Source organism: Maribacter sedimenticola (assembly GCF_900188415.1).
GTDB classification, from domain to species: domain Bacteria; phylum Bacteroidota; class Bacteroidia; order Flavobacteriales; family Flavobacteriaceae; genus Maribacter; species Maribacter sedimenticola.
The window spans coordinates 1,134,058-1,160,974 of record NZ_FZNV01000001.1; the positions used below are offsets into that span (position 1 = coordinate 1,134,058).

Genomic DNA, 26,917 nt, shown 5'->3' on the forward strand with positions numbered 1-26,917 from the left:
TATAGTATAAACCTATTTTGCTATGGAACGAAAACAATTTTTAAGAACCTTAGGGGCAGGGGCAGCCTTTGCCATAACTTTTCCTTGTTTGGGCAGTTGTTCCAAAGACAGCGAAACGGAAGGAAACATCGTAACCCCACCTACCAATATAGATTTTACTATTGACCTAAATTCTTCGGAAGGCCAAAAATTGGCCAATAACGGTGATTTTATTCTCAAAGATCTTGTGGTCGTAGTTAAAAATTTAGAAGGTAATTTTGTAGCGGCAACACAAATTTGTAGTCATGAACAATATGACCAAGTGCGTTTTGTAAATAAGGACGGAGGCATTTTTTATTGCGACGTTCATGGTTCTGAATTTAGTCAAAACGGTACACCGTTGAATACCATACCCAACAGTACTTCCAAAGCATTGAAAATATACAATACCTCATTAGAAGGCTCATTGTTACGCGTGTTCGAGTAAGGTTATATCGTAAAAAAATCAATAAAATAATTCAACTTAAATCTATATTTACAATTAAATCATAGTCCGTAATAGAGCTTGCTAGTGAAGAATCTTCCCCCCATTATCTTCTTTTTAATGACTTTCTTGGCATTTGGTCAAGGGGAGCAGTTCATCACCGTAAAAAAATCTTTTACTGCAATGGGCAGTGATTTTGATATTACTGTTGTCTCATTGGAAGAGGAGCTGGGCTATATTTATATTCAAGAAGCCTTTGCTGAAATTCAAAGAATAGAAAAGTTGATTTCCTCATGGGACCCCAATTCCGAAACTTCAAAGATCAATGCCAATGCCGGGATTAGGCCAGTTGCCGTAAGTTGGGAGCTCTTTAAATTAATAGAGCGTGCTATCCAAATTTCCGAACTTACCAATGGGGCTTTTGATATTTCATATACCGCACTTGAAAATTTATGGAAGTATGATGGTTCCATGACGCAAATGCCATCAAAACTGGCTATTAAAGAGGCGGCACTAAAGACCGGCTATAAAAATATTCGACTTAACAGTAAAGATCAAACCGTTTACCTTGCAAAAAAGGGTATGCGAATTTCTTTTGGAGGCATTGGTAAGGGATATGCTGCGGATAAGGCCAAGGCTCTTTTGGTTTCCAAACAGGTGCAAGGCGGTATTATAAATGTTGGTGGGGATATTACTACATGGGGAACAAAGGCTACCGGAGAAAAATGGTTGATAGGAATTTTAAATCCAGAAGGGCAGGAAGGACTGTTTTCTTGGCTACCTATTTTGGAATCTTCCGTTGCAACTTCTGGCGGAAATGCAGATTTTATGGTAGTGAACGGCAAAAAATATGCCCATGTCCTGGACCCAAGGACCGGATACCCTTCCGCAGGCATTCAAAGCGTTTCCGTATTTGCCAAAAGCGCAGAGCTATCAGATGCTTTGGCAACCTCTATCTTTGTTATGGGTGTCAATGCAGGATTGGCATTGATCAATCAGTTGGGAGATACGGAAGTGATCATTGTAGATGAACATGATAAAATGTACAAGAGCAATGGCATCATTTTAAATTGACCCACTTTAACCTATCTCTTTTTTTAATTTATTTTAATGCTTAGCATGCACAACCCTTTAGGGCATCTGCAAAATTATCGTAAATTCGCAGCACAAGTGAAGTAAGATTATGATAGAAAAATTAAATATTGTTAAGCAACGTTTTGATGAGGTTTCCGACCTTATCATACAGCCCGATATCATTACGGACCAAGAGCGTTATGTAAAGCTTACCAAGGAATATAAAGATCTTAAAGATCTAATGGAAAAGCGAAAGGAATATCTTGAGCTTACCAATAATATTTCAGAAGCAGAGGAGATTATTGCCGATGGCAGCGATCAAGAGATGCTGGAAATGGCCAAAATGCAGATGGAAGAGGCCAAGGGCGCCTTGCCAAAATTAGAGGAGGATATAAAATTAATGTTGATTCCAAAAGATCCAGAGGACGCCAAAGATGTGGTCGTAGAGATCCGGGCCGGAACCGGTGGTGACGAGGCTAGTATTTTTGCAGGAGATTTATTTCGCATGTACACCAAATATTGTGAGTCCAAAGGCTGGAAAACCAATGTTATTGACCTGAGTGAAGGTACCAGTGGAGGTTTTAAGGAAATACAGTTTGAGGTAAATGGGACGGATGTATATGGTACGTTAAAATTTGAAGCCGGTGTACACCGTGTACAACGCGTGCCACAGACAGAAACCCAAGGTAGGGTACATACAAGTGCCGCAACGGTCATGGTCTTGCCCGAGGCAGAGGACTTTGACGTTCAAATAGACCCCAAGGACGTTCGTATAGATTTTTTCTGTTCATCAGGTCCTGGTGGGCAATCTGTAAACACTACTTATTCCGCGGTGAGGCTAACGCACATTCCTACCGGATTGGTGGCACAGTGCCAAGATCAAAAATCGCAGCATAAGAACAAGGACAAGGCCTTTAAGGTACTGCGCTCCAGGTTGTATGATATGGAATTGGCCAAGAAACAGGAAGAGGACGCTGCAAAACGTAATAGCCAAGTAAGTAGTGGTGACCGTAGTGCAAAGATCAGAACCTATAATTATCCCCAGGGTAGGGTTACGGACCACCGTATTGGTCTTACATTGTATGATTTGTCCAATATAATAGATGGGGACATTCAAAAAATAATAGACGAATTGAGTTTAGTTGAGAATACAGAGAAATTGAGAGAGGCCTCTGAGATTTTTTAAAGTATGACTACCCAAGAACTTATTGCCCAAATTCATAAGAAGCAATCTTTTTTATGCATTGGCCTGGATACGGATTTGGACAAGATTCCAAAATATCTATTAAAGGAGGAAGATCCCATTTTTACGTTCAATAAAGCAATTATAGATGCTACGCACCATCTTTGTGTAGCATATAAACCAAATATTGCTTTCTATGAGGCGTACGGTGTAGAGGGGTGGTCCTCACTTAGAAAAACAATAGAATATCTTAATGAGAACTATCCGGAGATTTTTACCATTGCCGATGCCAAGCGTGGTGATATAGGCAATACGTCTACCAGATATGCAAAGGCCTTTTTTGAAGATCTTAATTTTGATAGTATTACCATAGCTCCATACATGGGTAAGGATTCTGTAGAACCATTTCTTGCTTTTGAGAATAAGCATACTATCTTATTGGCTCTGACATCCAATGAGGGGGCATTTGATTTCCAAACCAAAAAAATAGGAAATACGGAACTGTATAAGGAAGTGCTGTCTATCTCAACAACGTATAAAGGATCTGAAAATTTAATGTATGTCGTTGGTGCTACCAAGGCAGCATATTTTAAGGAAATTAGAAAAATTGTTCCCAATAGTTTTTTACTGGTGCCAGGGGTTGGTGCACAAGGGGGCAACTTGCATGATGTATGCGCACATGGTATGACAAAGGATGTTGGACTTTTGATTAATTCTTCGCGCGGAATAATTTACGCTTCTGGAGAACAAAATTTTGCAGAAGCGGCCCAGCAAAAAGCAAGCGAATTGCAAATTGCCATGAAGAAGGAACTTGATGGCTTACACCAAGTTTTCTAACGTCCTTTTTATCTTTTGTGCCTTTTGCTCAAAAAATTCTCCCAATTGGGTATTGGTTGGCATATTGGAAGCCTTTTCCAAAAAGTTTTGATATTGATACTCCAATAAGGTTATGATGTCCGCTTCGGCTGCAATAGGTTTTACGGTTCCTACTTTACAATATTGCTTTTCCATAATGCTATACGTTAGTTCTTTGCAAATATACGATCAGAATGGCCTTTTGGATGTCGACTCTAGGGGTCATACAACTAATTATCAGGTTATTTGTCTTTTTTTTAACATGAACACGTTCAAAAATTTAAAAATGACAGTAAAACAGCTAATTATTTATGATGCTGGGTACATTTTAAAAAGTTAATTATATATTGCCTTAACGATATCTTAATCCGTCTAAATTTTGCTTCACCATATAACGTATGTTCATTCATCTTCTCCTGTTTGGGTAACGTTTGTCCATGGTGCCGGAGGCAGTTCATCAATTTGGTATAAACAGATTCGTGAATTTAAAAAGCATTTTAATATTTTATTATTGGATTTAAGAGGGCATGGCAATTCCAAACCCGACTTAAAAAGTGTTTTTGATGATAAATACACCTTTGATGTCATTACCAATGATATCGTTGAGGTCATTAATTTTCAAAATATTCAAAAATCGCATTTTGTGGGGATTTCCCTTGGAACTATTTTAATCAGGAACCTTGCGGAAAAATATCCTGAACGCGTTGCCAGTATGGTTTTGGGCGGGGCAATTATGAAATTGAACCTAAGGTCGCAGATTTTAATGAAATTGGGGGTCATTTTTAAATCCGTTGTTCCTTATCTATGGTTATATAAGTTTTTTGCCTTTGTAATAATGCCCAATAAGAATCATAAGGAATCACGTTTATTGTTTGTTAGGGAGGCCAAAAAATTATATCAAAAAGAATTTATACGCTGGTTTAGGCTTACTTCGGAAATTAATCCACTATTGCGTTTTTTTAGGACTGTAGATATACAAATACCTACCTTATATGTTATGGGTGAAGAAGATTATTTGTTTCTGCCCAGTGTTAAAAAAATAGCCCGTAGCCATCAAAAATCAGAGCTTTTGGTAGTTGAAAATTGCGGTCATGTGGTGAATGTGGAGCAACCACATTTTTTTAATGAACAAGTGGTCCGTTATTTAAAGGGGTAGTTGACCCGCATATTTTTCAAGCTTATTTCTAAAAGAGAAAAGACCGGTTTGCACCGGTCTTAACAATCAACTTAATTATAAATGAACTACTAATTAACGTCCCAGAATAATGGAGTTGTCAATTGGTCACCACCAATTGCACTTGAAGCGGCGTCATAATTTTCACCGTTTACCGCAGATTCCTTCACTGGATATATCATCCTTAAAGGAACTTCTTGTTGAGTTTGGTTAGATAAAACCAATTCTGGCCAATCTAGCCTACGGTACTCTGTCCAGGCTTCAAAACCTCTATTGAACAACGCAATCCACTTTTGCGTTCCTATTTTTTGTTTATAATCACCTGTAGCTGTAGCATAGGCAACTTCTGGCTGTGCCAAATATGTATCTATTTCATCTTGTGTACCACCATAATAGGCAATAGATGCAGCAATACCGGCATTGTAATATGCTTCCGCATCTCCAGAAATGAAACCTCTTTCAACGGCTTCTGCCTGAAAAAAGGCAACTTCAGCATAATCCATAATAGATCCTGGATATGTTGGATCACCAACGATATCAAAATTTAAATGGGTAAAGTTGGCGTATGAATTATTTCCACCAATTGGTCCACCAATGTACGGATCCTTGTTATCCGCGAAATAATCATCTAAACGAGGGTCGTTTAGAGCAACCAACATATCTAAAGATGTTTTACCTGCAATGTAATCCTCTCTTCTGTTTTCAGTTTCAAAAAGATTGTAAATAGGGTTGTTGTTCGCTGTAGGCGATGATTCATACCTAATGACAGTATTGTCATCGTTAGAAGTGAATACGCCGGCATCTACAGCTTCTTTGACGGTTGTACTTGCCAATGTAGGATTTACATCGGCTATACGCATACCCAATCTCAATTTTACGGAATTGGCCAATTTTCTCCAGGCGGTTACATCACCGGAATAAAAAATGTCATTAGAGCCAAAAGATTCCCCACCGTTGGCCAATGCGGCTTGTGCAGCGGATATTCTAGAGATTAAATCCGTATAGATGGTGGCTGCATCATCATATTTTGGAAATAGGTTGTTAATGTCCGCAGCTTCGCTATAAGGTACATCACCGTTCAAATCTACAAGGTGTTGAAACGTATAGACTTTAATAGTTTCGATAATGGCCAATTGATTGCCTCTTGTAACGGCATCTAAAATCTCATCTTCCTCTATCAATGCCTGAGCGGAATTAAGATCATTGATCACATTGTTGTAGTATGTAGTCCAATAGGCCTGTGAAGGATCTCTACCAATAATTAAGTAGTTAGACTCATCAATATAGGTGGCCTGTGCCCAATGTTGCGCCCAAAGTCTAAATACGTTGGAACCGCTTATCGTTGTGATTCTATCTGCCAAATTCTTTTCTGCATTGGCCACTAATGTTTGTGGTGGGACTGCAGTTGGTAATTTGGGGTCGTTATTATAATCTGTAATATCTTCTGTGCAACTAGACAACAATATGCCTGCGGTTGCTAAAATTAAATATATATTCTTCATCGTTCTCTTGTTTAAAATTCCAATTTAATGTTAAAACCATATTCCTTAACCGAAGGATAAGCCCCAATCTGGAATCCTTGTAAATTACCTGCTCCAAAGCTTTGTTCTGGATCTGCATATGGAAGGTCCTTACTAATGATCCAAAGGTTTCTACCTACCGCTGTGAAAGAAACGGCCGTAAATGGAAGGGCGTCAACAAATTTCTTAGGTAATGTATAGCCTAAAGTAACCTCCCTTAATTTTACATATGAGGCATCATAAACAAATTGTGCATCCGGTGCGTTACCATATCGTCCATAAGGGTTTTCATAAGTTGTAAAATCTGCCCTTACCGTATTTGGAGAACCGTCTGCCTGTACACCTGGTAATATTACACCACCAGAAGTATTGTCATTGGTTACAGGGTCTCTTAACGGATTGCCCAAATCATTTAAGCCAGCTGTAACATCATAGATACCTGTAGCCATACCAAAATAGGTATCACCACTAAATACGCTGCCACCTTCCTGAATATCGATCAAGAAACTTAAACTTACATCCTTGTATTTAAATGTGTTCGTAAGACCTGCTTTCCAGTCTGGGTTGATATCTCCCAAAATTTCTTGGTTAGACTCTGTTTTGGCGTACTGGCCATCTTCGGTAATTACTTTTTCGCCATTTAGATAAACATAATCGGTTCCCTTAAGTGTTCCGTAGGCTTCACCTTTAGCTGCGTTTAAACTTACCCCAAAAAAGCTATTGACCAAGATGTTCTGTGAATCTTGGAACAAGTTCAACACCTCACTCTTATAGGTAGAAAAGTTGATATCCGTTCTCCAAGAAAAATTTGGTAACTCAATTGCCGTAAAATACAATTGGGTCTCTATACCTTTGTTCGATACTTCGGCCGAGTTTACTACTGTATTCGTGAAACCTGTTGAAGGTGTAATCTCTACAGGTATAATGGCATCACTGGTAATCTGCTCGTAAAGTGATAGGTCAAAACCTATTCTTCTGTTCCAGAAATTCATCTCCAGACCCAATTCCTTACTAGACGTACGTTCTTCTTTAAGATTAGGGTTGTTAGATGTGCCCGGGTTAGAATATAAAGTAGCACCGCCAAATCCTGCAATAGGATTAAACGTATTTAGAAGTTGGTATGAAGTTGCACCGTTACCTACTTCTGCATAACCGGCTCTTAGCTTACCAAATGAGATTGCGTTGCTGTCAAAAAGATTTGAGAATACAAAACTTGCGGAAACCGCAGGATAATAAAAAGAGTTTTGTCCTTCTGGTAAAGTTGAGAAAGTATCGTTTCTCAAAGAACCTTCTAAAAACAACATGTTGTCGTAATCTATACTTGCATTTGCAAATACACCAAATACCCTAACATCTGCGTCATATTCTGAACTGGCATCAAAAACTATTGGGTTAATCGAGTTTGAAAGAGCATAAATTCCTTCCAGATTTAAACCACCATTTGTAGTTGCCGTTACATAATTGTTCTTGGTCTGTCTGTAGTTGGTACCCACAACTCCTGATATACCAAATTTATCAGAGATATCTCCATTGAAATTTAAAAAGAAATCATAATTGTATTCAGAGAAATTGATATTCTTTCTAGAATACTCAGGCGTATCTATACTTCCTATATTGTTTCTTTCTTCCCTTAATTCCGCATATGTATCTACAGTAGCTCTACCAAAGATTTCTAACCATGGCAAAACATCATATGATATACTACCGTAACCAAATAGCCTGTTACGCTCATCGGTATTATAATTTTCATAACGGGTAAAATATGGGTTGTCCCAATACTTTGGGCCTAAGCTAGATGGGCCGGATGGGTTCCATGTTATATTTTGTCCAGTGGCAAAGTATGCATCTCGTTGATCTTTTAAATCTGTACTATTGGCCCACCACTGTCTAAAATTGGTCATGATGTTTTCGGCATCATATCCTGTACCGTACCTTCCAAGTCCAGAACTTTTGGTGTATGTTGCCTTACCGGTTACGGTAACCTTTTCATTAAGGTCCATTGTCCCGACCAAATCAACATTATGTCTTCCTATTTCACTATTTGGTAAAATTCCTGTTTGGTCCAAACGGGTATAGCTCATTCTTAAGCTACCAGTTTCAAAACCTTGGCTTACTGCTATGTTCTGTGAGCTTGTTACACTGTTCTGAAAGATATACTCAGGACCGTTTTCCGCCGCGATCCACGGGCTTTTTTGTAAATAAGTATCTAATTGTGGATAGTAAGAATCCCATTGATATAACATTAGATTGGGATCAAAACGTAATCCAAAAGAGCCATCTTCACCGGTTGGTGGCGTAATGTCCTCTATACCGTCACCATCAACATCGATAGAGTCGATGTAACCAGCACCGTAAAACGGACCGTAACCTTGACCATACTCTTGTTGGAAAATTGGAAATGTATCCTTGTCATATTTTCCAATATTTACGGAACTGGTTATAGATACCCCAAGTCCACTTCCTCTTTTTCCTTTTTTGGTATTGATGATAATAACACCGTTTGCAGCCCTAGAACCATATAGTGCCGTTGCCGCAGAACCTTTAAGTACGTTAATACTTTCTATATCATCTGGGTTGATATCACTTGCGGCATTACCATAATCATAGCCGTCACCACCCTCTGCTTGGGATGTAGAGTTGTTCGTATCGTTGTTCAACGGAACACCATCTACTACAAATAGTGCTTGGTTGTTTCCGGTAATAGAAGAATAACCCCTTATTACAACGTTTGCAGATCCACCAAGGGTTGAACTTTTCTTAATATCCAAACCGGCAATTTTACCGGATAAGGAGTTTACGAAGTTTTGGTCCTTTGCGGTATTTACCTGGTCTCCTTGAATTTCCTGGGTGGCATAACCTAATGATTTCTTTTCCCTTGAAATACCCAATGCCGTTACAACTACTTCATCTAGCGCTTGGGCATCTTCTTCTAAAACTACATTGATTACGGAGGCCGAACCTACTTCCTTAGTTACGGTCTTTTGACCTAAGTAACTATACCTTAAACTTTGACCAGTAGATGCATTGATGCTATAATTACCATCAAAATCTGTTTGTACACCATTAGTTGTACCAATAATTAATACCGAAACTCCAGGTAATGGGAGTCCGCCTTGATCTGTTACCGTACCTGTTATCGTCTTTTCCTGCGCAAAACCAATGTGCGCTACCAAAGCGAATACAAGCATTAAAAAACATCTTGTTTTAGTTCTCATAAAATTAATTTGAGTGTTAGTAAATAAGTAAGCTTTATAAATAGTTGTATAAAGAGCCGGCCCATTATTCTATATGATAGCTAACTCAATAAAATGAAAATCAAAAACTATAATTTTTTTGATATTGACCGACTCTATAAACCAACGGCAAAAATATGAAGGGAAGGAGGGTAGAAGGGTTGAAGCCGACCTAGGTTAATAGTAAACCGATTTAAATTAACGTTTACCTATTGCGTAATAAATTGATTTTCAGTAGTAAGTATATTGCGAAGCGCAATTGTGAAAATTTTAAAGTTTTTGAGGAAATCTTAAGAATGTACTAGCTGTTCCACGTTTTGGCCATGTAATCTTTTGGGGTCATATCCAGCCTTTTTTTAAACGCTTTGTAGAAGGAGACTTTATTGTTAAAACCGCTCTCGTAAATGAGATCTACCACCTGTATTTCTTGTTTGGATTCAATGATACTTACTGCTTCCTTAATCCTGTAATCATTGATAAGTTCGTAAAAATTTTTATTCAATTCTTGGTTTATAACTTGTGAAAGACTGTAACGATCAACATTCATGTTTTTCGCAAGTTTGGCAAGGGTCAATGTATTATCCAAGTAAATTTTATCCTTCTCAAGCAAATCTTCAAGTTGAGATTTTAGTTGATGGCTCATTGTGGTCGTTAATCCGGAATTCTTGTATTTATCCTTTGTAGGTTGGTCGGTATAGGTTGCGGTTATTAATTCTGTGATTACTTCTGGCTGGATCAACAGTAATATGGCAAGAATGGAAATAAAGAGTATAAAATAGACCGCTATAAAGTATTTTGAGATGTAATCAAAGGCATAAATATGCTCAAATCCTGCTCTTGTAACTAAAAACAAAATCAAGATCAATATAAATACCATTAATGTTTTAATCCAATTTTTGGAATTTTTCTGCATTATGGTTTTATGGTATTTGAAAATGTTAAATATTAAAATTAGATAGATGAGTAAATGCACGGTCTTAATCCAATTATCGTTGATTATAAAACTAATACTATCCAAAAAAGCATTTTCAGGCGCATGTGTGCGTACATTAAAATTTCCCAAGATTACAAGGCTAATAAGCACAATTATGAATGGAATGTAATGTAAAATGACCGTTGTATTGGTAACCCTAAGATCAATAAATTTGCTTTTTACATAAAAATATAAGGAAGGTGCCCATAGAAAAAACAATACCCTGTAAATAGCTACTGTAGGTGAATATTCAAAAAAATCTTGCCAAAATAATACCAGTTCTAAAAGCGCAAAGGAAATTGTCATCACGAAAATGCCCAGAAATATATTGCTTTTATTGTTCTTGTACTTTTTAAACAAAATTAGGGCGGTTATAATGCCCGTAAATGCAACTATGATAAATATAAGGTTGAGCAAGTGTACCTGTATGGTGTGTTTATAGTTGTTTGCAAGTAAGGTCTTATCAGGTGCTTGGACCTGTGGGTTTAGATCTAAACTATTTTCATTATCGTCCATGGCAATACTGCATAGGATTAAATATTTTTCTAGCTCTTCTTTGTCCGTAAAATTTAAAGATCTTGCTTTTATGAAAAAATCATATGCAGCGTTAAAACGTTCATTTTCATACATGCAAATGGCTAATTCAAAATAGTCATTTGCCGTACTATTTTTTATTTCTTTTTTTTCCAAAGAGGATAACATTAAGTTACAGTCCTCATTAGTATTGCCATTATGCCCTTGTGAAAAAACAAGCAATGGTAATAAAGAGAATACGTAAATAAAAAAGGCAAAAATGAATTTTAGCACTGTAGATACTATTTCTTAATAATTATTAATTATAAAATGAATTGATAAGGAAGTATTTCAACTTTCGCAAAAGTTGAATAAAAATCAAAATTAGAACTTTTAAATAGATAAAAAACAAAAAACCGGTGCTCCCACCGGTTTTTTAACTAACTAACTCAAAAAATAACTAACTCAAATAGAAATTTTGTATCTAATCAAATATTGCTCTTATAACTTTTTAACGTATAACTTTTAATGTTATTGTTCTGAATGTTAAATATTTAAAATTAGTCCTGTAAAGCAAATACTTTCCTTAAAATATCCGTGGTTCGTGATGATAAATTGGTTCTAATTTCTTTTTCTTCCACTTCTATCATTTTATATACACCATTTAATGCTTCTTGGGTAACGTAATCTGTTAAATCTGGATTTACATTATTAGTAAGTGGAATAGCATTGTATTTAGAAATGAGAGAATTCCATACCTTATCCGCATTTACTTTTTTAAACGAAGCATCAATAACAGGTTTAAATTTATCATAGAGTGCTGTATTAGTTCTGTTTTCCAAATACGTAGTGGCGGCATTGTCCGCTCCCAACAAAATATTTTTGGCATCGGTAAAGGTCATTTCCTTAACGGCATTTACAAAAATCGGTGTTGCTTCGGAAACGGCATCTTCAGCAGCTCTGTTAAGAACCTTTAAACCTTCATCCGCAAGATTTCCCAACCCTATATCACGCAATGTTTTATCTACTTTTTGTAGTTCTTCCGGCAATAATATCTTAACGAGTTCATTTTTGTAAAAGCCGTCTTGTGCCGTTAATTTACTCACCTGTTGTTCAATACCTTGGTCCAATGCTTCCTTTAATCCGTTTGCAATTACTTCATTGCTTAAAACGGTATTTGTTGATCCTGGCATTTGGTTGACTACTTGTTGCAACTCATTACAAGAAGCCATGAACATTACCAAAATAAGTATGCTTATCTTTTTAATCATAACTGAAAGTTAAAGGTTCTAAATAGCTTACGAGAAAATGACGGTTTTATTGTTATACACCATTGTTTTTCGTGCAATATGTAATTTTACTCCTCTGGAGAGAACAATTTTTTCCAAATCTCTACCCTTTGTAATAAAATCTTCTATGGAGTGGGAGTGTGTTACCGTAGTAACATCTTGCTCAATGATCGGGCCGGCATCTAATTCTTCGGTGACGTAATGACTTGTGGCACCAATAATTTTAACTCCCCTTTTAAATGCTGCATGGTAAGGTTTGGCACCGGCAAAGGCAGGTAAAAAAGAGTGATGGATATTTATGATCTTATTTGGAAATTTGCTGATCAGCTTTTCGCTAACAATCTGCATGTATCTGGCCAGAACAATAAAATCTATATTATATTTTTGAAGAAGTTCTAATTGTTGCAGTTCTGCTTGTACCCTAATTTCCTTATTGAACGGTATATGATAAAACGGAATCTCAAATTGATCGGCAATATATCTTAAATCATTGTGATTGCTTAAAATAAAAGGTATTTCCACCGCCAGTTCCCCAGAACGATATCTGCTTAATAAATCATATAAACAATGATTGTATTTTGAAACGAATATTGCCATATTGGGCAATTTTTCGTCTGTGTGCAAACTCCATTTCATTTTATATTTAGAGGCAAGTTCCTCTTGAAATAAAGTTTTAAATTTCTCAAGATCTAAAAAATGGGTGTCAAATTCAATGACTGTTCGCATAAAAAATACATCGGCATTTTTGTCTACATGTTGGTCCAGATAAACAATGTTACCTCGATTTTTATGGATAAATCCTGTAACGGTACTAATGATGCCAGATTGATCAGGGCAATGTACTAAAATGGTAGTTTTCAATGGAAATCTATATTAGCTTCCAAAAATAGTCCATAATTCTTAAAATTGTTGGGAAAAAGGAGAATTTACCAGGATGAGTTCAGCATTTACAAATGCTCAATTCTCCATTTTTTATAGGATTTTCTAAAACTTTTAATCTCCGCACGTAATAGGTTTATGTATTCCGTTTCCTTGACCCCATGCTTTTCCAGACCTAAACAGTAAGAATTTATATTCCTTATTATAATATTTATAAAGGAGATATGCTCCAAACGTTCATTGGTACAGTTAGAATGTTCTACCTGTGCAATTTTTTGAGGTATCAATATTGCATCGGTTAATATGGAATTGGCTATGATGTCCCTTAGGCTTTTAGATTCATATAATCTTACAAGATCTTTGTTGAAAGTAACGTAAGACGCTATTTCCCTGCTCATTGTGCAAAGCTCCAATGCCTTTCTGTAAATCGGTAAGTTTTTAAGACTACGATATGCCATGCTGTGGGGTAATATTAGTATATATAAAATTACATCAGTTATCTCATAATTTTCTATGGAAAGCAAACGCTTTTTGTAAATTTGCTTTAGATACATAATTTTTAAACGATAAAACTTTTGAATCCAAAGATAGATGAGTTAAACTGGAAAATCCTGAAACAGTTACAGCGAAATGCCAGGGAATCTTTTGCCAATATAGGTAGGGCCATTGGTCTTACCGCGCCTGCAGTTGCGGAGCGTGTTAAGAAAATGGAGGACCTGGGAATAATAATGGGTTATAAAGCGACCGTTTCACATGCCTTGACAGGACATCAACTTAAAGCAATCATTACTCTACGGGCATTTATGGGTAAATTGAAACCGTTTTTGGCCATTGTAGGCAATCTTGAAGAAGTAATAAATTGTTATAGGATTACCGGCAATGAAAATATTGTTATGGAAGTTGTTTTAAAGGATCAATTTCATTTAGAGAAATTTATTGACCAGCTCATACAATACGGTGAAACAAGAACGCACATAGTTTTGTCTCAAGTAATATCCAACGCTCCCATGCATAAAATTAAATAATGGTATACCTGTTAATCGACATTTTAAAATGGAATCAAAAATGATATCTTTAATAAACGATAACCAAAATTAAAAATTTGGCTAGATTTTTGATGATGAATTAAAGATGAAAAAAATACTACTCTACACTTTATTACTATCTGCAACCCTTGTCTTTTCACAAGATTTTAAATTGGTTAAAGGAGCAATTACAGAAAATTTGTTGGTTAATGATTCCATAGGAGAAACTATGGCTATTTATACTCCATCTAATTTTAGTCTAGATAAATCTTGGCCCGTAATTTTTGTGACGGATATGAGGGGCAATGCCAAATCATCAATTTCTATGCTGGTAAATTCGGCTGAAAAGGAAGGGTATGTGTTGGCCAGTTCCTATAGTCTAAACGATAGTCTTTCATTGAGCGAAAATGTTTTGATTGCAAATAGAATGTTGAATGCCATTGTCACCTCCTTGCCTATTACCAATAATAGAATGTATACGGCAGGTTTTGAAAGTGGAGCAAAATTCGCCTCTATTTTACCCACCTTTATTCCAGATATTAACGGAGTTATTTCTGTTGGGGCCACATTGGGCAGTATTGATATATTGAACGTAAGACAGAAATTTCAGTTTATTGGTGTGGTAAATAGATCTGATTATAACTTTCCGGATATGCTTGAAGAGCGTAAAGTTTTAGATAAGTTGAAGTTTCCAAATCAACTATTTGTATTTGACGGGGAGAAACATTTACCGGACGGTAATACCTTGGCTATGGCAATGAGAATGTTGACGCTGAGCAGCATGGCAAAAGAACATATTGTTAAAGACAGTACGCTGATTGCTGATACTTATAATGAACTTTTGGTGAAGGCTAACACCTTTTTTACGAATGATCAACCTATTTTGGCCAGTTACCTAATTTCTGATATTGAAAGGGTTTTAGCCCCATTAATAACAATGGATTCGTTAAAGACAACCAAAAAATCCCTGCGTCGAAGTACTTCTTATAAAAAGGCAATTAGAACACAGAACAATATAATTTTAAAAGAAGATTTTGCTAAGGGGGATTATAGCTACTATTTAGAGGAAGATATTATAACCTATAATTACGCTAATTTGGGATGGTGGAACTATCAAATGAAAGAGTTGGACAAATTGGATAAGAGCAGCCAACTTTTTGAAAGACAGTCCTCAAGTAGATTAAGAGGATTTATAAATGCCTTAATTGCTGACAATGTAGATTACGTAGCATCTGCGGAAAAAGTTGATATGGATGCCTTGAATTTATTATATATGATCAAGACCATAACGGCTCCTAAAGAATATGAATCCTATTTAAAGGTCATAACTATAAGTGCCGGTATGGAAGATTTTGGAACGGCCCTTTTCTATTTAGAGGAACTTTTAAAAAATGGATATTCCGATAAGGCTAAACTATATACCTTGGAAAATTCTGCCTTATTACGAATTACCCCAGAGTTTAATGAGCTAATAGAGAAATATTTAACGAATGCCCGTTATGATATTATTCCACAATAAGGTGTGGAACTTGACCTAGGTCCCATTCTATGACCAGTCCTTTGGCTAAGGATTTTGCAATTTCTTCTCCATATAAATATTGGCAGAGGTACAATGCGGCTTCAAAGCTTTTGGCCCCTCCGGCAGACGTAATATATTTGCCGTCATGAACAAATAAAACACTATCCTGAACTTTTAAATGGGGAAACATTTTTCTGTAAGATTCAATATCGCTAGGAAATGTTGTAGAGGTTACTTCATCTAAGATTCCTGTTTTGGCCAACGGAAAGGCACCATCACAATGACTGGTGACAAAAAGTGCGTTCTCATCTATTTTTTTTATAAAGTTAAGAAGTGTGGTGTCATTTAAATCAGAATCCATATGGTGTTCTGCACTAGGGACTACCAAAATATCTATTTTAGGTAAAGTGTCCTTTGTATAATCAAAGTCTGGCAGGATCCTAACCCCTTCAAAAGTTGTGATGGGGTCTAAGGTGTTAGCAACGGTAAAAGTATTCATAACCTTAATATTTTTTCTGAATTTGGTATGTTGAAAAATATCAAAAGGGGCAGTGAATTCTGTATTATATGTGCCATTCATAATAAGAAAGGCAACATTGTACCCATCTGGGTCCATAGTGGGTCCTTTGGTCTGTTCCAAGGCGGTACTTGCTGTAACTTTTTTTTCTGAACAGCTTAGCATAGTAGCCAGTAAAATGGTCAAATAAGTAAAGTGTGCAATTCTCATTGTTTCTAGCATTTTGGGGTAAAGTACAACTATAATCAAAATCTTAAAATGAATTAATTGTATTTTTGAAGATTAAATTAATACCAATGAAGCATTTTTTTACTTTTCTGTTAATTGCAGTTTTATGTTCATGTAGACAAGAAAAAAAATACCACGATGAACAAAAGGTGGCAGTGGAATCTATACAGTCAGACAAGTTGATGGACATATTAAAATTTCAACAAAAATTGAATGCAGAATTCAAAGATCCGGAAACGTCTCCTTTACCGGATAGATTTAGGGCAGATTTTGAAACATTGGATTTTTTTGAAGCTGATACCGCCTTTGTAATAGAGGCCGATTTTATTAGAACGCCAGAAGCATTACCATTTTCAATGCCCACTACCACTGATCGTATTTCTACGGAAGTATTATATGGTATTGCCAAATTTAATCTAAAAGGAAAAGTGTATGAATTGGAAGTGTACCAGACCCCTGAGTTAATTGCCCAAGAAAAATATAAAGATTACTTATTTCTTCCCTTTACCGATGCTACAAATGGTATGGAAACATATGGTGGCGGTAGATATCTAGACCTAAGAATTCCTAAAGGAAATAAAATTGTTCTGGATTTTAACAAAGCGTATAATCCGTATTGTGCCTATAACAAAAAATATTCCTGTCCTTTGGTGCCATCTGTTAACCATTTGGATGTGGCTATAACGGTAGGGGTAAAGGCCTTTGAACATTAATGATATCAAATAAAAAACCCGACATTTTAATGTCGGGTTTTACAACTTAAACTATAAAATCAATCAATTACTTAATCTTGCTTTTAGAACGAGTAGATAGCTGCTAGTACAAAAGAAGAAAGGCTGCTAATTGGTTCACCATCACCATTAACAAAAGTGGCGTCTTCAGAAGCACTGTCTAATCTTAATTCTGGCTTGATAATCAAGTCGCCAATTGTAGCACTTCCTGTTAACGTCAATGCAAGTACGCTTGCATCGCCATCTGCATCAGTAGCCCCTATAGCTCCAAAGAAATCGGTTTCAGCAAAATACTCACCTCTTAAACCTATGGTGAAGTTTTCAGAAGTAGCAAGTTGAGGGTATACGGCAACACCAGCAAAACTACCAATTCCATCTTCCTCGTCACCACTAAAATAAGCAGCATTTAAACCAAGGAAAAAATCATCAGATAAATCAAAACCACCTGTGTAGTCAATTTCAAAGGAACCATTGTCCATCAATAAGTTGGCATATTGTCCACTGTAACCCAATTGAACTCCGTAGGCATATTGTCCTGTAGGGTTAAATTCAGTCAAATCTGTTGGGTTCATTACAGCCAACATTAAGCTAAAGTCATCGGATAAAGCAAAATCAGCCTTTAAACCGGTATGCGAGAATGGACCATATGAAAATAAATATGAAGTACTGTAGTTAAAGTTGGCTACAGGTGAAATAACTTCATATCCTAAGAATGTATTGAAGTTACCAAAGGTTAACGTTACGGCATCACTTACATTCCAGTACGCATACAATTGGTTAACAATATCTCCGGTAGCAGAATACATTGGCGAGGCAAAAATGGCATCCGTTCCTCTAGGGCCAAAAACCAAATCAGCTACAAAACCTACTTTTTCTCCTTCGTAACCGGCAACAACGTTGGCCATACCTAAGGCAAATCCTGGCAAATTGGCAAAAGAACTACCAGGTGCCTGTGCATCAATACCGTTACCGGCATTTAGGTTTGCTCTGTAATAAGCATCTATCGATCCACTTAAGGAGAATTTTTTCTCTTCCTCCTCCTCTTGGGCAACTACTCCTGCAGTTGCAAAAAGCATAAGACCTGTTGCAAAAATATTTTTTACGTATTTTGTATTGATAATCGTTTTCATAAGTTTTTGATTTAAACCTCTATTGAGGATGAATTAATTTTGAGAAATTTTTTATTGAAAAGGTTATGTAACGGAGCGTTCTGCAAAACGCTCCGTATTTTTTTTTAGTGTTGGTTCATTCTAAAGTCTGCATAAGCATCCATACCGTGCTCATGAATATCAAGCCCTTCAACTTCTTCTTCTTTAGCAACTCTTAGACCTATTGTCGCTTTTAGGACACCTAGTATTATTCCGGAGGTAACTATGCAGAAACCACCTACGATCAATACTCCATATAATTGGGTCATGAACTGTGCACCACTGGCCATGCTACCAAAAATACCAACGGCCAATGTACCCCATATACCACAGATTAAGTGTACGGCAACAGCACCTACAGGGTCATCCAATTTAAGTTTATCTACCAATGCCACACCAAGTACAATGATTATACCGGCTAAAAGACCAATAATCACAGCTTCGTTAGGAGACATTAGATCTGCTCCGGCAGTAATACCTACCAAACCACCAAGGATACCGTTCAAGAACATGGTCAAATCTAAATTCTTATATAATATGGTAGAAGTGATCATTGCGCCAAATCCACCTGCAGCTGCAGCCAAACTTGTTGTAACCAGAACCAATGAAGTTAATTCTGGGTCTGCGGACAATACGGAACCACCGTTAAATCCAAACCATCCTAACCATAATATTAGTACACCGGCAGTGGCCAATGGAATATTATGTCCAGGGATTGCATTAGGCTTGCCATCCTTGCCAAATTTTCCAATTCTGGAACCTAATAGGAATATGGCTACCAATGCGGCCCATCCACCAACAGAGTGTACCAATGTAGAACCGGCAAAATCATAGAATCCCCAAGAATCCAAGAATCCGCCACCCCATTTCCAAGCACCTACTATAGGATATACTAGACCTACATAGATTACCGTGAAAATCATGAAAGAACCTATTTTAATACGTTCTGCAACAGCACCGGAAACAATTGTTGCCGCCGTAGCTGCGAACATTCCTTGAAAAAGGAAATCTGTCCACCACGTGTAACCACCATCGGCATAATCTGGAGTCATGCCTCCTTCTGGTGCAGCAATTCCAAATCCTGCGAACTTTAAAATTCCCATGTCCCCATCTTCAAAACCAGGGTACATTAAGTTAAATCCAAATGCGTAGTAAAGAAGCAAACCACCCGTTATGATGAAAATGTTCTTAAACAAAATATTAATTGTGTTCTTTTGTCTTGTCAATCCAATTTCTAAAAAGGCAAACCCGGTGTGCATGAAGAATACCAATGCGGTAGCCAACATCATCCATACGTTGTTTGCTGTAAATAATCCTGCGTCCATCTTTTTTTTATTTTTAGTTAGTGTTTTCGTTTTAGTTGATTCCTGCCAATCCTTTTTCCTTAGTTCTAATTCGGTAAGCTTCTAGTACTTCGGATACAAATATTTTACCATCACCCACATTACCGGAGTAAGCAGATTCTAAAATGGAATTCACCGTTTTTTCTAAAAAGTCATCCGATACTACAATAGATAAGTACCTACGCTGTATATCTGTAGTGCTATACGAAATACCACGGTATACATGACCTTGCTTTTCATTTCCGACTCCTGTTACGTCCCAGTAACTGAAGAAGTTAACCTCTATTTGATGTAATGCCTCCTTGACATCGTCAAATTTTGATTTTCTGATAATTGCCTCGATTTTTTTCATTTGACTAAGTTTTTAATATTGCCAAATATATGTTAAATTGAAGTATACCCTAATTTTTTATGGGGGTGTTTGGTTATTTTTATCAGTATCGCAATTTATACCCCTATATTTTTAGGGTATGTCTATTTGAAGTGATTTATTTTACGGATAGTGGTTATGGAGTAATTCTTAAAAATGACTTTTTTAAATTATTTGTCAGAATTTTAGCAAATAACCTGACGATTGTGCATTAAAACACGATTTTGCTAAAAAAAAATCAAAAAAATAAAAATAGTTGGTGCTAATGTTATTTTTATAACATCTTGCTTATGTAGATTCCTAAAGAAATGGCCAAAATGCCAATTGCTACACTTAACCCCATATAAAGTGAGGCGTATAAAAAAGAAGATTCCTTAAATAATAAATTGCCTTCAAGGGCAAACGTGGAAAAAGTTGTAAATCCACCGCAAAATCCTGTAGCTAATAATAAAGTTTGGTTTTGGGTAAGATAATTCTGTTTTAAGGAAAGGCCGATCAATAGACCAATTAGAAGACAGCCAATAATATTGACCAAAAAAGTACCTAAATAAAAATTGGAGTAATAAGGGTTTAGTGTTTTGGAAATATAGTAGCGTAGAATACTACCAAATCCTCCTCCCAAAAAAACTAACAAGAATTGTTTCATACCTTATAAAGGTAAAAAACTATACTGCTTTCTTGTAGCTAGTTGTCAATAAATCTAAAGGATAGATTACAGAAACAGGTTCGTTGGATAATTTTTTGGTAGATGTCTTGGATTTTTGAGAAACACTCAATAGACTAACTACTACCATTGCCAAATTAATACCTATTAAAATTAGAAAGATTGTAAGAAATGTCATCATAATTAATTGCCCTTATGTATGAATAACGCAAAATTACATTATTTGTTATACTAACGGTGTAAAAAGCGTTTTTCTGTTGTAAGAAGGCTAATTTTTGTGGTGTAAGTAAAATATTAACTAATCGTTAAGTAAATATTTAGTACAAAGCAGTGATATTATGAATAGTGCAAAGAAAATGCCAATCCATTTTACGCCCTTGAAATTTTTTTGATGATGTTTGCGGTCTTTTTTATATGATAAGATGATAATAATAGCAAAAACTACTGCGAAAGCGATTGCAAAAACAATTTGTCCCGTGCTGAACATATTCCCTATTTTTACACAAAGCTAATAGAAAACCACTGAATATAAATGAAAAATAAACTTAAAGCGGTCAAAGAATTCCATAACTCGTTTGGCTTGGGTGTTTCTGAGAAAATGCGTGCAAATTTAGGTGATGCTAAAAACATGTTACGTTACAATTTAATGGATGAGGAGAATAAAGAGTATCTGGAAGCCGCCCAGAACAATGATCTTGTTGAAGTTGCAGATGCACTTGGTGATATGTTGTATATACTATGCGGTACCATCTTGGAACACGGTATGCAATATAAAATTGAAGAAGTTTTCAATGAAATACAACGAAGTAATATGAGTAAATTGGGTGAGGACGGCAATCCTATTTACAGGGAAGATGGTAAAGTTCTAAAAGGTCCTAATTATTTTAGTCCGGATATTGCTGCAATACTTAAAAAATAAAAAGGGGCCATTTGGCCCCTTTTTTAATTTCCTACTTTATAGCGCCATCCAAATTTGTCTTCACTTTTATTATATTGAATGTCGGTTATTATTTTCTTTAATCGAGCACCATAACTTTGTTGTAGTTCTGGTAATTCATAATCCGTATCCCTGTAGCCAAAACCGGATATTGGAGAAATTACCGCAGCCGTACCTGCACCGAACATTTCTTTTAAGGAGCCATCTTTTGCTGCTTCTACAACTTCCTTTACAGATATTTTCCTAACCTCTGTCTTTATACCTTGATCCTTTGCTATTTCCAAAATACTCTTACGTGTAATTCCATCTAGAATTCGATCACTTGTAGGGGCGGTCATTAGTGTGTCATTTATTCTAATAAAAATATTCATTGCACCAGCTTCTTCTATAAATTCGTGATTGGTGTCATCTGTCCAAATTACTTGATTGTAACCTTTGTCTATGGCAAGTTGGGTAGGATAAAACTGACCGGCATAATTACCTCCTGCTTTTGCATAGCCAACACCACCATTGGCGGACCTGGAATATTTTTCCTCAATCAATACCTTTACCTTCCCTGAAAAATAGGAGCCGGAAGGTGCACAGGCAATTATAAACTTATATTCATTGGCCGGTGAGGCATGAAATCCGTTTCCGGAAGCGAACATAAATGGCCTTATATATAATGAGCTACCTTCTTGTGTGGGTATAAAGGCCTTGTCCAAATTTAATAAGGTAATTAAACCCTCCATAAAATATTCTTGGGGAATTGCAGGAATACACATTCTTTCCGCGGAAATGTTCAGGCGTTTAAAATTATCCAGTGGCCTGAACAAAAATACATCCCCGTTATCGTCCTTATAAGCTTTCATTCCCTCAAATATGGATTGTCCATAATGAAAGATTTTAGAGGATGGGTCTAAAGTAATTGGTTGATATGGAACAATGGTGGGAGTTTCCCAGACACCATTTTTGTAGGTGCAGACCAGCATGTGGTCCGTGAATACGGAACCAAAAGCCAGATTATCAAAATCAACTTGGTCAATTTTTGAATTTTTTACCTTTTCTACAATGATGTTTTTAGTTTCAATGCTCATAAAATACGTAACTTTAGTTGAATAAAATTAAACAAATATCGCTATTGGTCCTTCTTTTTTAGATTAAAATTGACCAGATTTGCAGGGAATTCATCATTTTTAAGATTTATGAAAGGATTTAACATTTTACTTGTATTATTATTTGGGATATTTTCTTGTCAAGCCCAGCAACAAAAGCAGCTCCGTTTGTCTAGTGACAATCAAAAAGTTACATTTCTAGGGGATTCCTTTGAACTTAAGGATATTAAGTCTTCTGAGGAGATGATGTCATTATATAAAGGTATGGCTGTTACGGATACGTTGAACATAACCATTAAATCTAAAGTCAATGAGGTTTGTAAGGTAAAGGGTTGTTGGATGGTCATTGAGCTTCCGCAGGGAGAGCAGGCTATGGTTCGCTTTAAGGATTATGGATTTTTTATGCCAAATGATATAGTAGATAAGTCCGTAGTGATGAACGGTTTAGCCTTTGTTGAGGAAATGAGCGTTGATGATCAAAGACATTATGCAAAAGATGCAGGTAAGGGTGAAGCTGAAATTGCCGCAATCGTAGCTCCTAAAAGAACATATAGTTTTGAAGCCTCTGGAGTAGTTATTCCCAATTAATTTGAAAAGGGAAATTATTACTACGGCAGATGGTTCAAAAACCATACAGATAAAAGAATGGAACGAACAGTACCATTCTAAACACGGAGCTATTCAAGAAGCCTATCATGTATTTATCCACTCCGGATTGCACCTCTTTAAAAATTGTAATCTTAATATTTTGGAAATAGGTTTTGGCACAGGTTTAAATGCCTTGATTACCCTCATAGAGGCAGAACACCAAAACCTTAGTATTGACTATACCGGTGTTGAGGCTTATCCGGTCTCCAAGGAAGAGATAGGACAATTGAATTATCTAAAGGAACTGAACGCAATGTCCTTTACCAAAATGTTTAATGAGATGCATGCTTCCCCGTGGGAAGAGCTTATACCCATTTCCCCAAAATTCAATCTTAAAAAGCAGCAAAAGGATTTTAAGGACATAAAGGACATTGCGCAATATGACCTTGTGTATTTTGATGCTTTTGGCGCTCGTGTTCAACCTGAATTATGGACCGTTGATATTTTTGAAATTATGTTCAAGGCTATTAAGCAAGGGGGCTATCTGGTTACTTATGCAGCAAAGGGTAGCGTAAGAAGAGCTATGTTAGAAGTTGGTTTTTTAGTTGAAAGATTACCTGGTCCACCCGGTAAAAGAGAAATGTTGAGGGCTAAAAAACCATAAATTTTAAGTATAAACCAATCTACTTTATTTTCAATCTTTTGAAAAGGCCAATGCATTGAACAACAATGTTAAATCCAAATTAAATAGCATATAAAGAAGCATCAAAAGGAATACCTTTATGATATGAAAGTATTGATAACAGGTGCAACGGGTTTGGTCGGTAGCGAGTTGGTGTCTCAATGCCATGAAAAAGGATATAATGTAAACTACCTTACTACGAATAGGAATAAAATCATATCTAAATCTAACTACCAAGGTTTTTACTGGAATCCTGAAAAGGATGAAATAGATAAAGATTGCTTACAGGGCGTATCCGTTATCATTAATTTGGCAGGTGCAAGCATTTCTAAACGATGGACTTCCAAATACAAAAAGATGATTTTGGACAGTCGCGTAAATTCATTGGAGCTGTTAAAAAAGACGCTGAAAAATACTTTTGACCACAAGGTTACTTCGCTTGTATCGGCCTCCGCAATAGGGGTGTATCCAAATTCATTAAGTAATTACTATAGTGAGGATGAACAAAAAGTAGATGATAGTTTTCTGGGCCGTGTAGTAGAGGTTTGGGAGGAAAAGGCTGATGAATTCAAACTATTGGGACTTACTGTTGCCAAGGTAAGGATTGGTTTGGTTATGTCCAATAAAGGAGGTGCATTGCCGCAAATGGCAAAACCTGTCAAGTATTTTGTAGGTGCCGCCTTTGGAAGTGGAGAGCAATGGCAGTCATGGATACATATCGCTGATTTGGCCAGAATTTTTGTACATGTTGCACAATATGAATTAGAGGGCGTTTTTAACGGTGTGGCACCAAACCCTGTTACCAATACAAAGCTGGTAAAGGAAATCGCCAAAAATTTGGAAAGACCTTTGGTGTTGCCCAATATACCTAAATTTATAATGTATACGGTGTTGGGAGAGATGGCCTATTTACTTTTTGCCAGTCAGCGTGTTAGTAGTAAGAAAATAGAAGAAGAAGGCTATGTTTTTCAATATGCCAATATCTGTCATGCACTTGCGGATATTTTTAAAAACGATTCGGAATGTGTCGATTCAAAAACTAATATGACAAAAGAGTTTGTGTCCTGATTACCTAATGTGATTAATTTCAATAGTATGAATCCGCTTTTTGGCGGATTTTTTTTTAAACTTTTGTGACATTTTGACATTTTTAAAGAATTGGCAGTACTTTTGCCTGCTTTTAAACGGCTATTTAAATATTAGGAAAAATATGAGTGATAAAGAAAACACTTTGGATGATGAATTCTTGGAAAATGAGATTCAAGAAGATGATATAAATGAGCAAGAAGCAACACTTGAAGATGTGGAAAATGTTGAGGAGCGTACAGAAGAAGAGGTACTAAGGGAAGATTTGGCTAAAGAAAAGGATAAATTTTTAAGGTTGTTCGCGGAATTTGAAAACTATAAAAAACGTACTTCAAAAGAGCGAATGGATTTGTTCAAGACTGCCGGTCAAGAAGTAATTGTGTCGTTATTACCTGTATTGGACGATTTTGACAGGGCAATGAAAGAATTGGCTAAATCTGATGATGAAGAGATGTTCAAAGGTATTGAGCTGATCAATGTAAAACTTAGGGAAACATTAAAATCCAAAGGATTACAAATGCTTGAGGTAAATACGGGTGATGTTTTTGATGCTGAAATACATGAGGCAATTACACAGATACCTGCACCGGATGAAAAAATGAAAGGTAAGATCATTGATGTCATCGAAAAAGGTTTTTCATTGGGTGACCGTATTATTAGACATCCAAAAGTTGTAGTAGGAAATTAAAAAATTGGCATGAAGGAAGATTATTATGAGGTATTGGGCATTAGTAAGAGTGCTTCTGCCGCTGAAATAAAAAAAGCATATCGTAAAAAAGCGCTGCAATACCACCCGGATAAAAACCCAGGTGATAGTGAGGCAGAGGAAATGTTCAAAAAGTCTGCCGAGGCTTATGAGGTTTTGAGCGACCCGGACAAAAAAGCACGTTACGACCAGTTTGGACATCGCGCCTTTGAAGGTGGCGGCGGTTTTGGCGGCGGCGGTATGAATATGGATGATATCTTCAGTCAGTTTGGGGATATCTTCGGAGGCTTTGGTGGCGGTGGCTTTAGCGGTTTTGGCGGCGGTGGAGGTCAACGAAGGACCAAGGGTAGTAATCTGCGCATTAGGGTAACCCTTAGTTTGGAAGAAGTTGCTAATGGTGTAGAGAAAAAGGTAAAGGTTAGAAGAAAGGTTCAGGCAGAAGGTGTAACCTATAAAACATGTAGTACATGTGGTGGTAGGGGACAAGTGACCAAAATACAGAATACCATCTTGGGGAGAATGCAGACCGCAGCGGTTTGTAGTGCATGTGGCGGTAGTGGTCAAATTTTGGACAGCAAACCTAATGATGCGGATGCCCAAGGACTTAAGGTTACGGAAGAGACAGTTTCTATAAACATACCTGCCGGTGTTGAGGATGGTATGCAGCTTAAAGTACCCAATAAAGGTAATGATGCACCGGGCAATGGTGTGCCTGGAGATTTATTGGTGGCTATTGAGACCCAGGAGCATAGTACCTTAAAGCGTGAAGGAGACAATCTTCATTATGATCTTTATGTGAGTATTTCAGAGGCAGTATTGGGAACTTCAAAGGAAATAGATGCCGTTGGCGGTAAAGTACGCATTAAGTTAGAACCTGGTATTCAGTCCGGAAAAATCTTGAGATTACGAGGTAAGGGGATTACTAGCCTGAACGGTTATGGTTCTGGAGATTTGTTGGTACACGTAAATGTATGGACGCCAAAAGAATTGAATAAGGAACAACGTGAGTTTTTTGAAAAAATGAACGGCAACGATAATTTTGAGCCTAGACCGGAGAAATCTGACAAATCTTTTTTTGAAAAAGTTAAAGATATGTTCTCTTAGGTATTTTAGATTGTTTTTA

At 36.6% G+C, this 26,917-nt stretch carries 28 protein-coding genes; 14 read left to right on the plus strand and 14 right to left on the minus strand.

Translation table 11 applies throughout. The annotated features are described in order from the left end of the window. Nucleotides 1–22 precede the first annotated feature (22 nt). The 4 genes from CHB68_RS04680 to pyrF all read left to right on the plus strand — a co-directional run bounded on the left by CHB68_RS04680 (nt 23) and on the right by pyrF (nt 3,557). Nucleotides 23–466 (plus strand): Rieske 2Fe-2S domain-containing protein, encoded by a 444-nt coding sequence (locus CHB68_RS04680; RefSeq protein WP_089259657.1) that lies wholly within the window; start codon nt 23–25, stop codon nt 464–466. 84 nt (nt 467–550) lie between these two features. Next, entirely contained in the window at nt 551–1,537 is a 987-nt protein-coding gene (locus tag CHB68_RS04685) for an FAD:protein FMN transferase (protein WP_245838799.1), read from the plus strand. A gap of 109 nt (nt 1,538–1,646) precedes the next feature. Continuing rightward, complete coding sequence (gene prfA / locus CHB68_RS04690; RefSeq protein WP_089259658.1) at nt 1,647–2,723, plus strand: peptide chain release factor 1; 1,077 nt, start codon at nt 1,647–1,649, stop codon at nt 2,721–2,723. Nucleotides 2,724–2,726: 3 nt separating this feature from the next. Then, nucleotides 2,727–3,557, plus strand: coding sequence for an orotidine-5'-phosphate decarboxylase (gene pyrF / locus CHB68_RS04695; RefSeq protein WP_089259659.1), 831 nt, complete (start codon nt 2,727–2,729; stop codon nt 3,555–3,557). Here the strand turns inward: pyrF and CHB68_RS04700 are convergent. After that, nucleotides 3,540–3,731: a hypothetical protein gene (locus CHB68_RS04700; RefSeq protein WP_089259660.1), complete on the minus strand. Its 192-nt coding sequence runs from the start codon at nt 3,729–3,731 to the stop codon at nt 3,540–3,542. The genes pyrF and CHB68_RS04700 overlap by 18 nt on opposite strands. 223 nt (nt 3,732–3,954) lie before the next feature. Between CHB68_RS04700 and CHB68_RS04710 the strand changes: the two genes are divergently transcribed. Beyond that, nucleotides 3,955–4,731, plus strand: a complete 777-nt coding sequence (locus CHB68_RS04710) for an alpha/beta fold hydrolase (protein ID WP_089259662.1) — start codon at nt 3,955–3,957, stop codon at nt 4,729–4,731. Nucleotides 4,732–4,820: 89 nt separating this feature from the next. Here the strand turns inward: CHB68_RS04710 and CHB68_RS04715 are convergent, their stop codons facing one another. The 6 genes from CHB68_RS04715 to CHB68_RS04740 all read right to left on the minus strand — a co-directional run bounded on the left by CHB68_RS04715 (nt 4,821) and on the right by CHB68_RS04740 (nt 13,614). Next, entirely contained in the window at nt 4,821–6,251 is a 1,431-nt protein-coding gene (locus CHB68_RS04715; protein WP_089259663.1) for a SusD/RagB family nutrient-binding outer membrane lipoprotein, read from the minus strand. Nucleotides 6,252–6,262: 11 nt separating this feature from the next. Next, the gene (locus CHB68_RS04720) at nt 6,263–9,484 is read right to left on the minus strand and encodes a SusC/RagA family TonB-linked outer membrane protein (RefSeq protein ID WP_089259664.1); all 3,222 of its coding nucleotides are present in this window, start codon (nt 9,482–9,484) and stop codon (nt 6,263–6,265) included. 319 nt (nt 9,485–9,803) lie between these two features. Continuing rightward, a complete protein-coding gene (locus CHB68_RS04725) occupies nt 9,804–11,165 on the minus strand; it encodes a helix-turn-helix domain-containing protein (RefSeq protein ID WP_179213138.1) in 1,362 nt (453 codons plus the stop codon). Nucleotides 11,166–11,548: 383 nt separating this feature from the next. Then, nucleotides 11,549–12,259: a DUF4197 domain-containing protein gene (locus CHB68_RS04730; protein WP_379920844.1), complete on the minus strand. Its 711-nt coding sequence runs from the start codon at nt 12,257–12,259 to the stop codon at nt 11,549–11,551. Between the two features lie 27 nt (nt 12,260–12,286). Continuing rightward, nucleotides 12,287–13,138, minus strand: a complete 852-nt coding sequence (gene purU, locus CHB68_RS04735; protein WP_089259666.1) for a formyltetrahydrofolate deformylase — start codon at nt 13,136–13,138, stop codon at nt 12,287–12,289. 86 nt (nt 13,139–13,224) lie between these two features. Next, a complete protein-coding gene (locus tag CHB68_RS04740; protein WP_089259793.1) occupies nt 13,225–13,614 on the minus strand; it encodes a hypothetical protein in 390 nt (129 codons plus the stop codon). Nucleotides 13,615–13,731: 117 nt separating this feature from the next. Between CHB68_RS04740 and CHB68_RS04745 the strand changes: the two genes are divergently transcribed. Next, entirely contained in the window at nt 13,732–14,181 is a 450-nt protein-coding gene (locus tag CHB68_RS04745; RefSeq protein ID WP_089259667.1) for an Lrp/AsnC family transcriptional regulator, read from the plus strand. 106 nt (nt 14,182–14,287) lie between these two features. Next, nucleotides 14,288–15,700, plus strand: coding sequence for a hypothetical protein (locus CHB68_RS04750; RefSeq protein ID WP_089259668.1), 1,413 nt, complete (start codon nt 14,288–14,290; stop codon nt 15,698–15,700). Here CHB68_RS04750 and CHB68_RS04755 read toward each other — a convergent pair. Then, nucleotides 15,687–16,427 (minus strand): DJ-1/PfpI family protein, encoded by a 741-nt coding sequence (locus CHB68_RS04755; RefSeq protein WP_089259669.1) that lies wholly within the window; start codon nt 16,425–16,427, stop codon nt 15,687–15,689. The genes CHB68_RS04750 and CHB68_RS04755 overlap by 14 nt on opposite strands. Nucleotides 16,428–16,513: 86 nt before the next feature. Between CHB68_RS04755 and CHB68_RS04760 the strand changes: the two genes are divergently transcribed. Next, nucleotides 16,514–17,158, plus strand: coding sequence for a DUF1684 domain-containing protein (locus tag CHB68_RS04760; protein WP_089259670.1), 645 nt, complete (start codon nt 16,514–16,516; stop codon nt 17,156–17,158). An 83-nt stretch (nt 17,159–17,241) separates the two neighbouring features. On the opposite strand, the gene CHB68_RS04765 is transcribed toward CHB68_RS04760, so the two are convergent. The 5 genes from CHB68_RS04765 to CHB68_RS04785 form a co-directional block, all read right to left on the minus strand. Further along, nucleotides 17,242–18,306, minus strand: coding sequence for a porin (locus CHB68_RS04765; RefSeq protein WP_089259671.1), 1,065 nt, complete (start codon nt 18,304–18,306; stop codon nt 17,242–17,244). Nucleotides 18,307–18,410: 104 nt separating this feature from the next. Then, nucleotides 18,411–19,649, minus strand: a complete 1,239-nt coding sequence (locus tag CHB68_RS04770) for an ammonium transporter (protein WP_089259672.1) — start codon at nt 19,647–19,649, stop codon at nt 18,411–18,413. Nucleotides 19,650–19,680: 31 nt separating this feature from the next. Further along, on the minus strand, nt 19,681–20,019 hold the full coding sequence (locus CHB68_RS04775) for a P-II family nitrogen regulator (protein WP_089259673.1): 339 nt from the start codon (nt 20,017–20,019) through the stop codon (nt 19,681–19,683). Nucleotides 20,020–20,311: 292 nt separating this feature from the next. Continuing rightward, nucleotides 20,312–20,683 carry a fluoride efflux transporter CrcB gene (gene crcB / locus CHB68_RS04780; RefSeq protein ID WP_089259674.1) on the minus strand — a complete coding sequence of 124 codons (372 nt, stop codon included), beginning with the start codon at nt 20,681–20,683 and terminating at the stop codon, nt 20,312–20,314. 19 nt (nt 20,684–20,702) lie between these two features. Continuing rightward, nucleotides 20,703–20,882, minus strand: a complete 180-nt coding sequence (locus CHB68_RS04785; RefSeq protein WP_089259675.1) for a hypothetical protein — start codon at nt 20,880–20,882, stop codon at nt 20,703–20,705. Between the two features lie 351 nt (nt 20,883–21,233). Here CHB68_RS04785 and CHB68_RS04795 point away from each other — a divergent pair, with 351 nt between their 5' ends. After that, nucleotides 21,234–21,620, plus strand: a complete 387-nt coding sequence (locus tag CHB68_RS04795; protein ID WP_089259677.1) for a pyrophosphohydrolase domain-containing protein — start codon at nt 21,234–21,236, stop codon at nt 21,618–21,620. Between the two features lie 23 nt (nt 21,621–21,643). Here the strand turns inward: CHB68_RS04795 and CHB68_RS04800 are convergent, their stop codons facing one another. After that, entirely contained in the window at nt 21,644–22,714 is a 1,071-nt protein-coding gene (locus CHB68_RS04800; protein WP_089259678.1) for a branched-chain amino acid aminotransferase, read from the minus strand. Between the two features lie 186 nt (nt 22,715–22,900). Between CHB68_RS04800 and CHB68_RS04805 the strand changes: the two genes are divergently transcribed. From CHB68_RS04805 to dnaJ, 5 genes are all read left to right on the plus strand, one after another. Continuing rightward, entirely contained in the window at nt 22,901–23,320 is a 420-nt protein-coding gene (locus CHB68_RS04805; protein ID WP_245838801.1) for a DUF4920 domain-containing protein, read from the plus strand. A 1-nt stretch (nt 23,321) separates the two neighbouring features. Then, nucleotides 23,322–23,984: a tRNA (5-methylaminomethyl-2-thiouridine)(34)-methyltransferase MnmD gene (gene mnmD / locus CHB68_RS04810; RefSeq protein WP_089259680.1), complete on the plus strand. Its 663-nt coding sequence runs from the start codon at nt 23,322–23,324 to the stop codon at nt 23,982–23,984. A gap of 123 nt (nt 23,985–24,107) precedes the next feature. After that, nucleotides 24,108–25,070: a TIGR01777 family oxidoreductase gene (locus tag CHB68_RS04815; RefSeq protein WP_089259681.1), complete on the plus strand. Its 963-nt coding sequence runs from the start codon at nt 24,108–24,110 to the stop codon at nt 25,068–25,070. Between the two features lie 142 nt (nt 25,071–25,212). Further along, nucleotides 25,213–25,776 (plus strand): nucleotide exchange factor GrpE, encoded by a 564-nt coding sequence (locus tag CHB68_RS04820; RefSeq protein WP_089259682.1) that lies wholly within the window; start codon nt 25,213–25,215, stop codon nt 25,774–25,776. Nucleotides 25,777–25,785: 9 nt separating this feature from the next. Then, on the plus strand, nt 25,786–26,898 hold the full coding sequence (dnaJ, locus tag CHB68_RS04825) for a molecular chaperone DnaJ (protein WP_089259683.1): 1,113 nt from the start codon (nt 25,786–25,788) through the stop codon (nt 26,896–26,898). Nucleotides 26,899–26,917 lie beyond the last annotated feature (19 nt).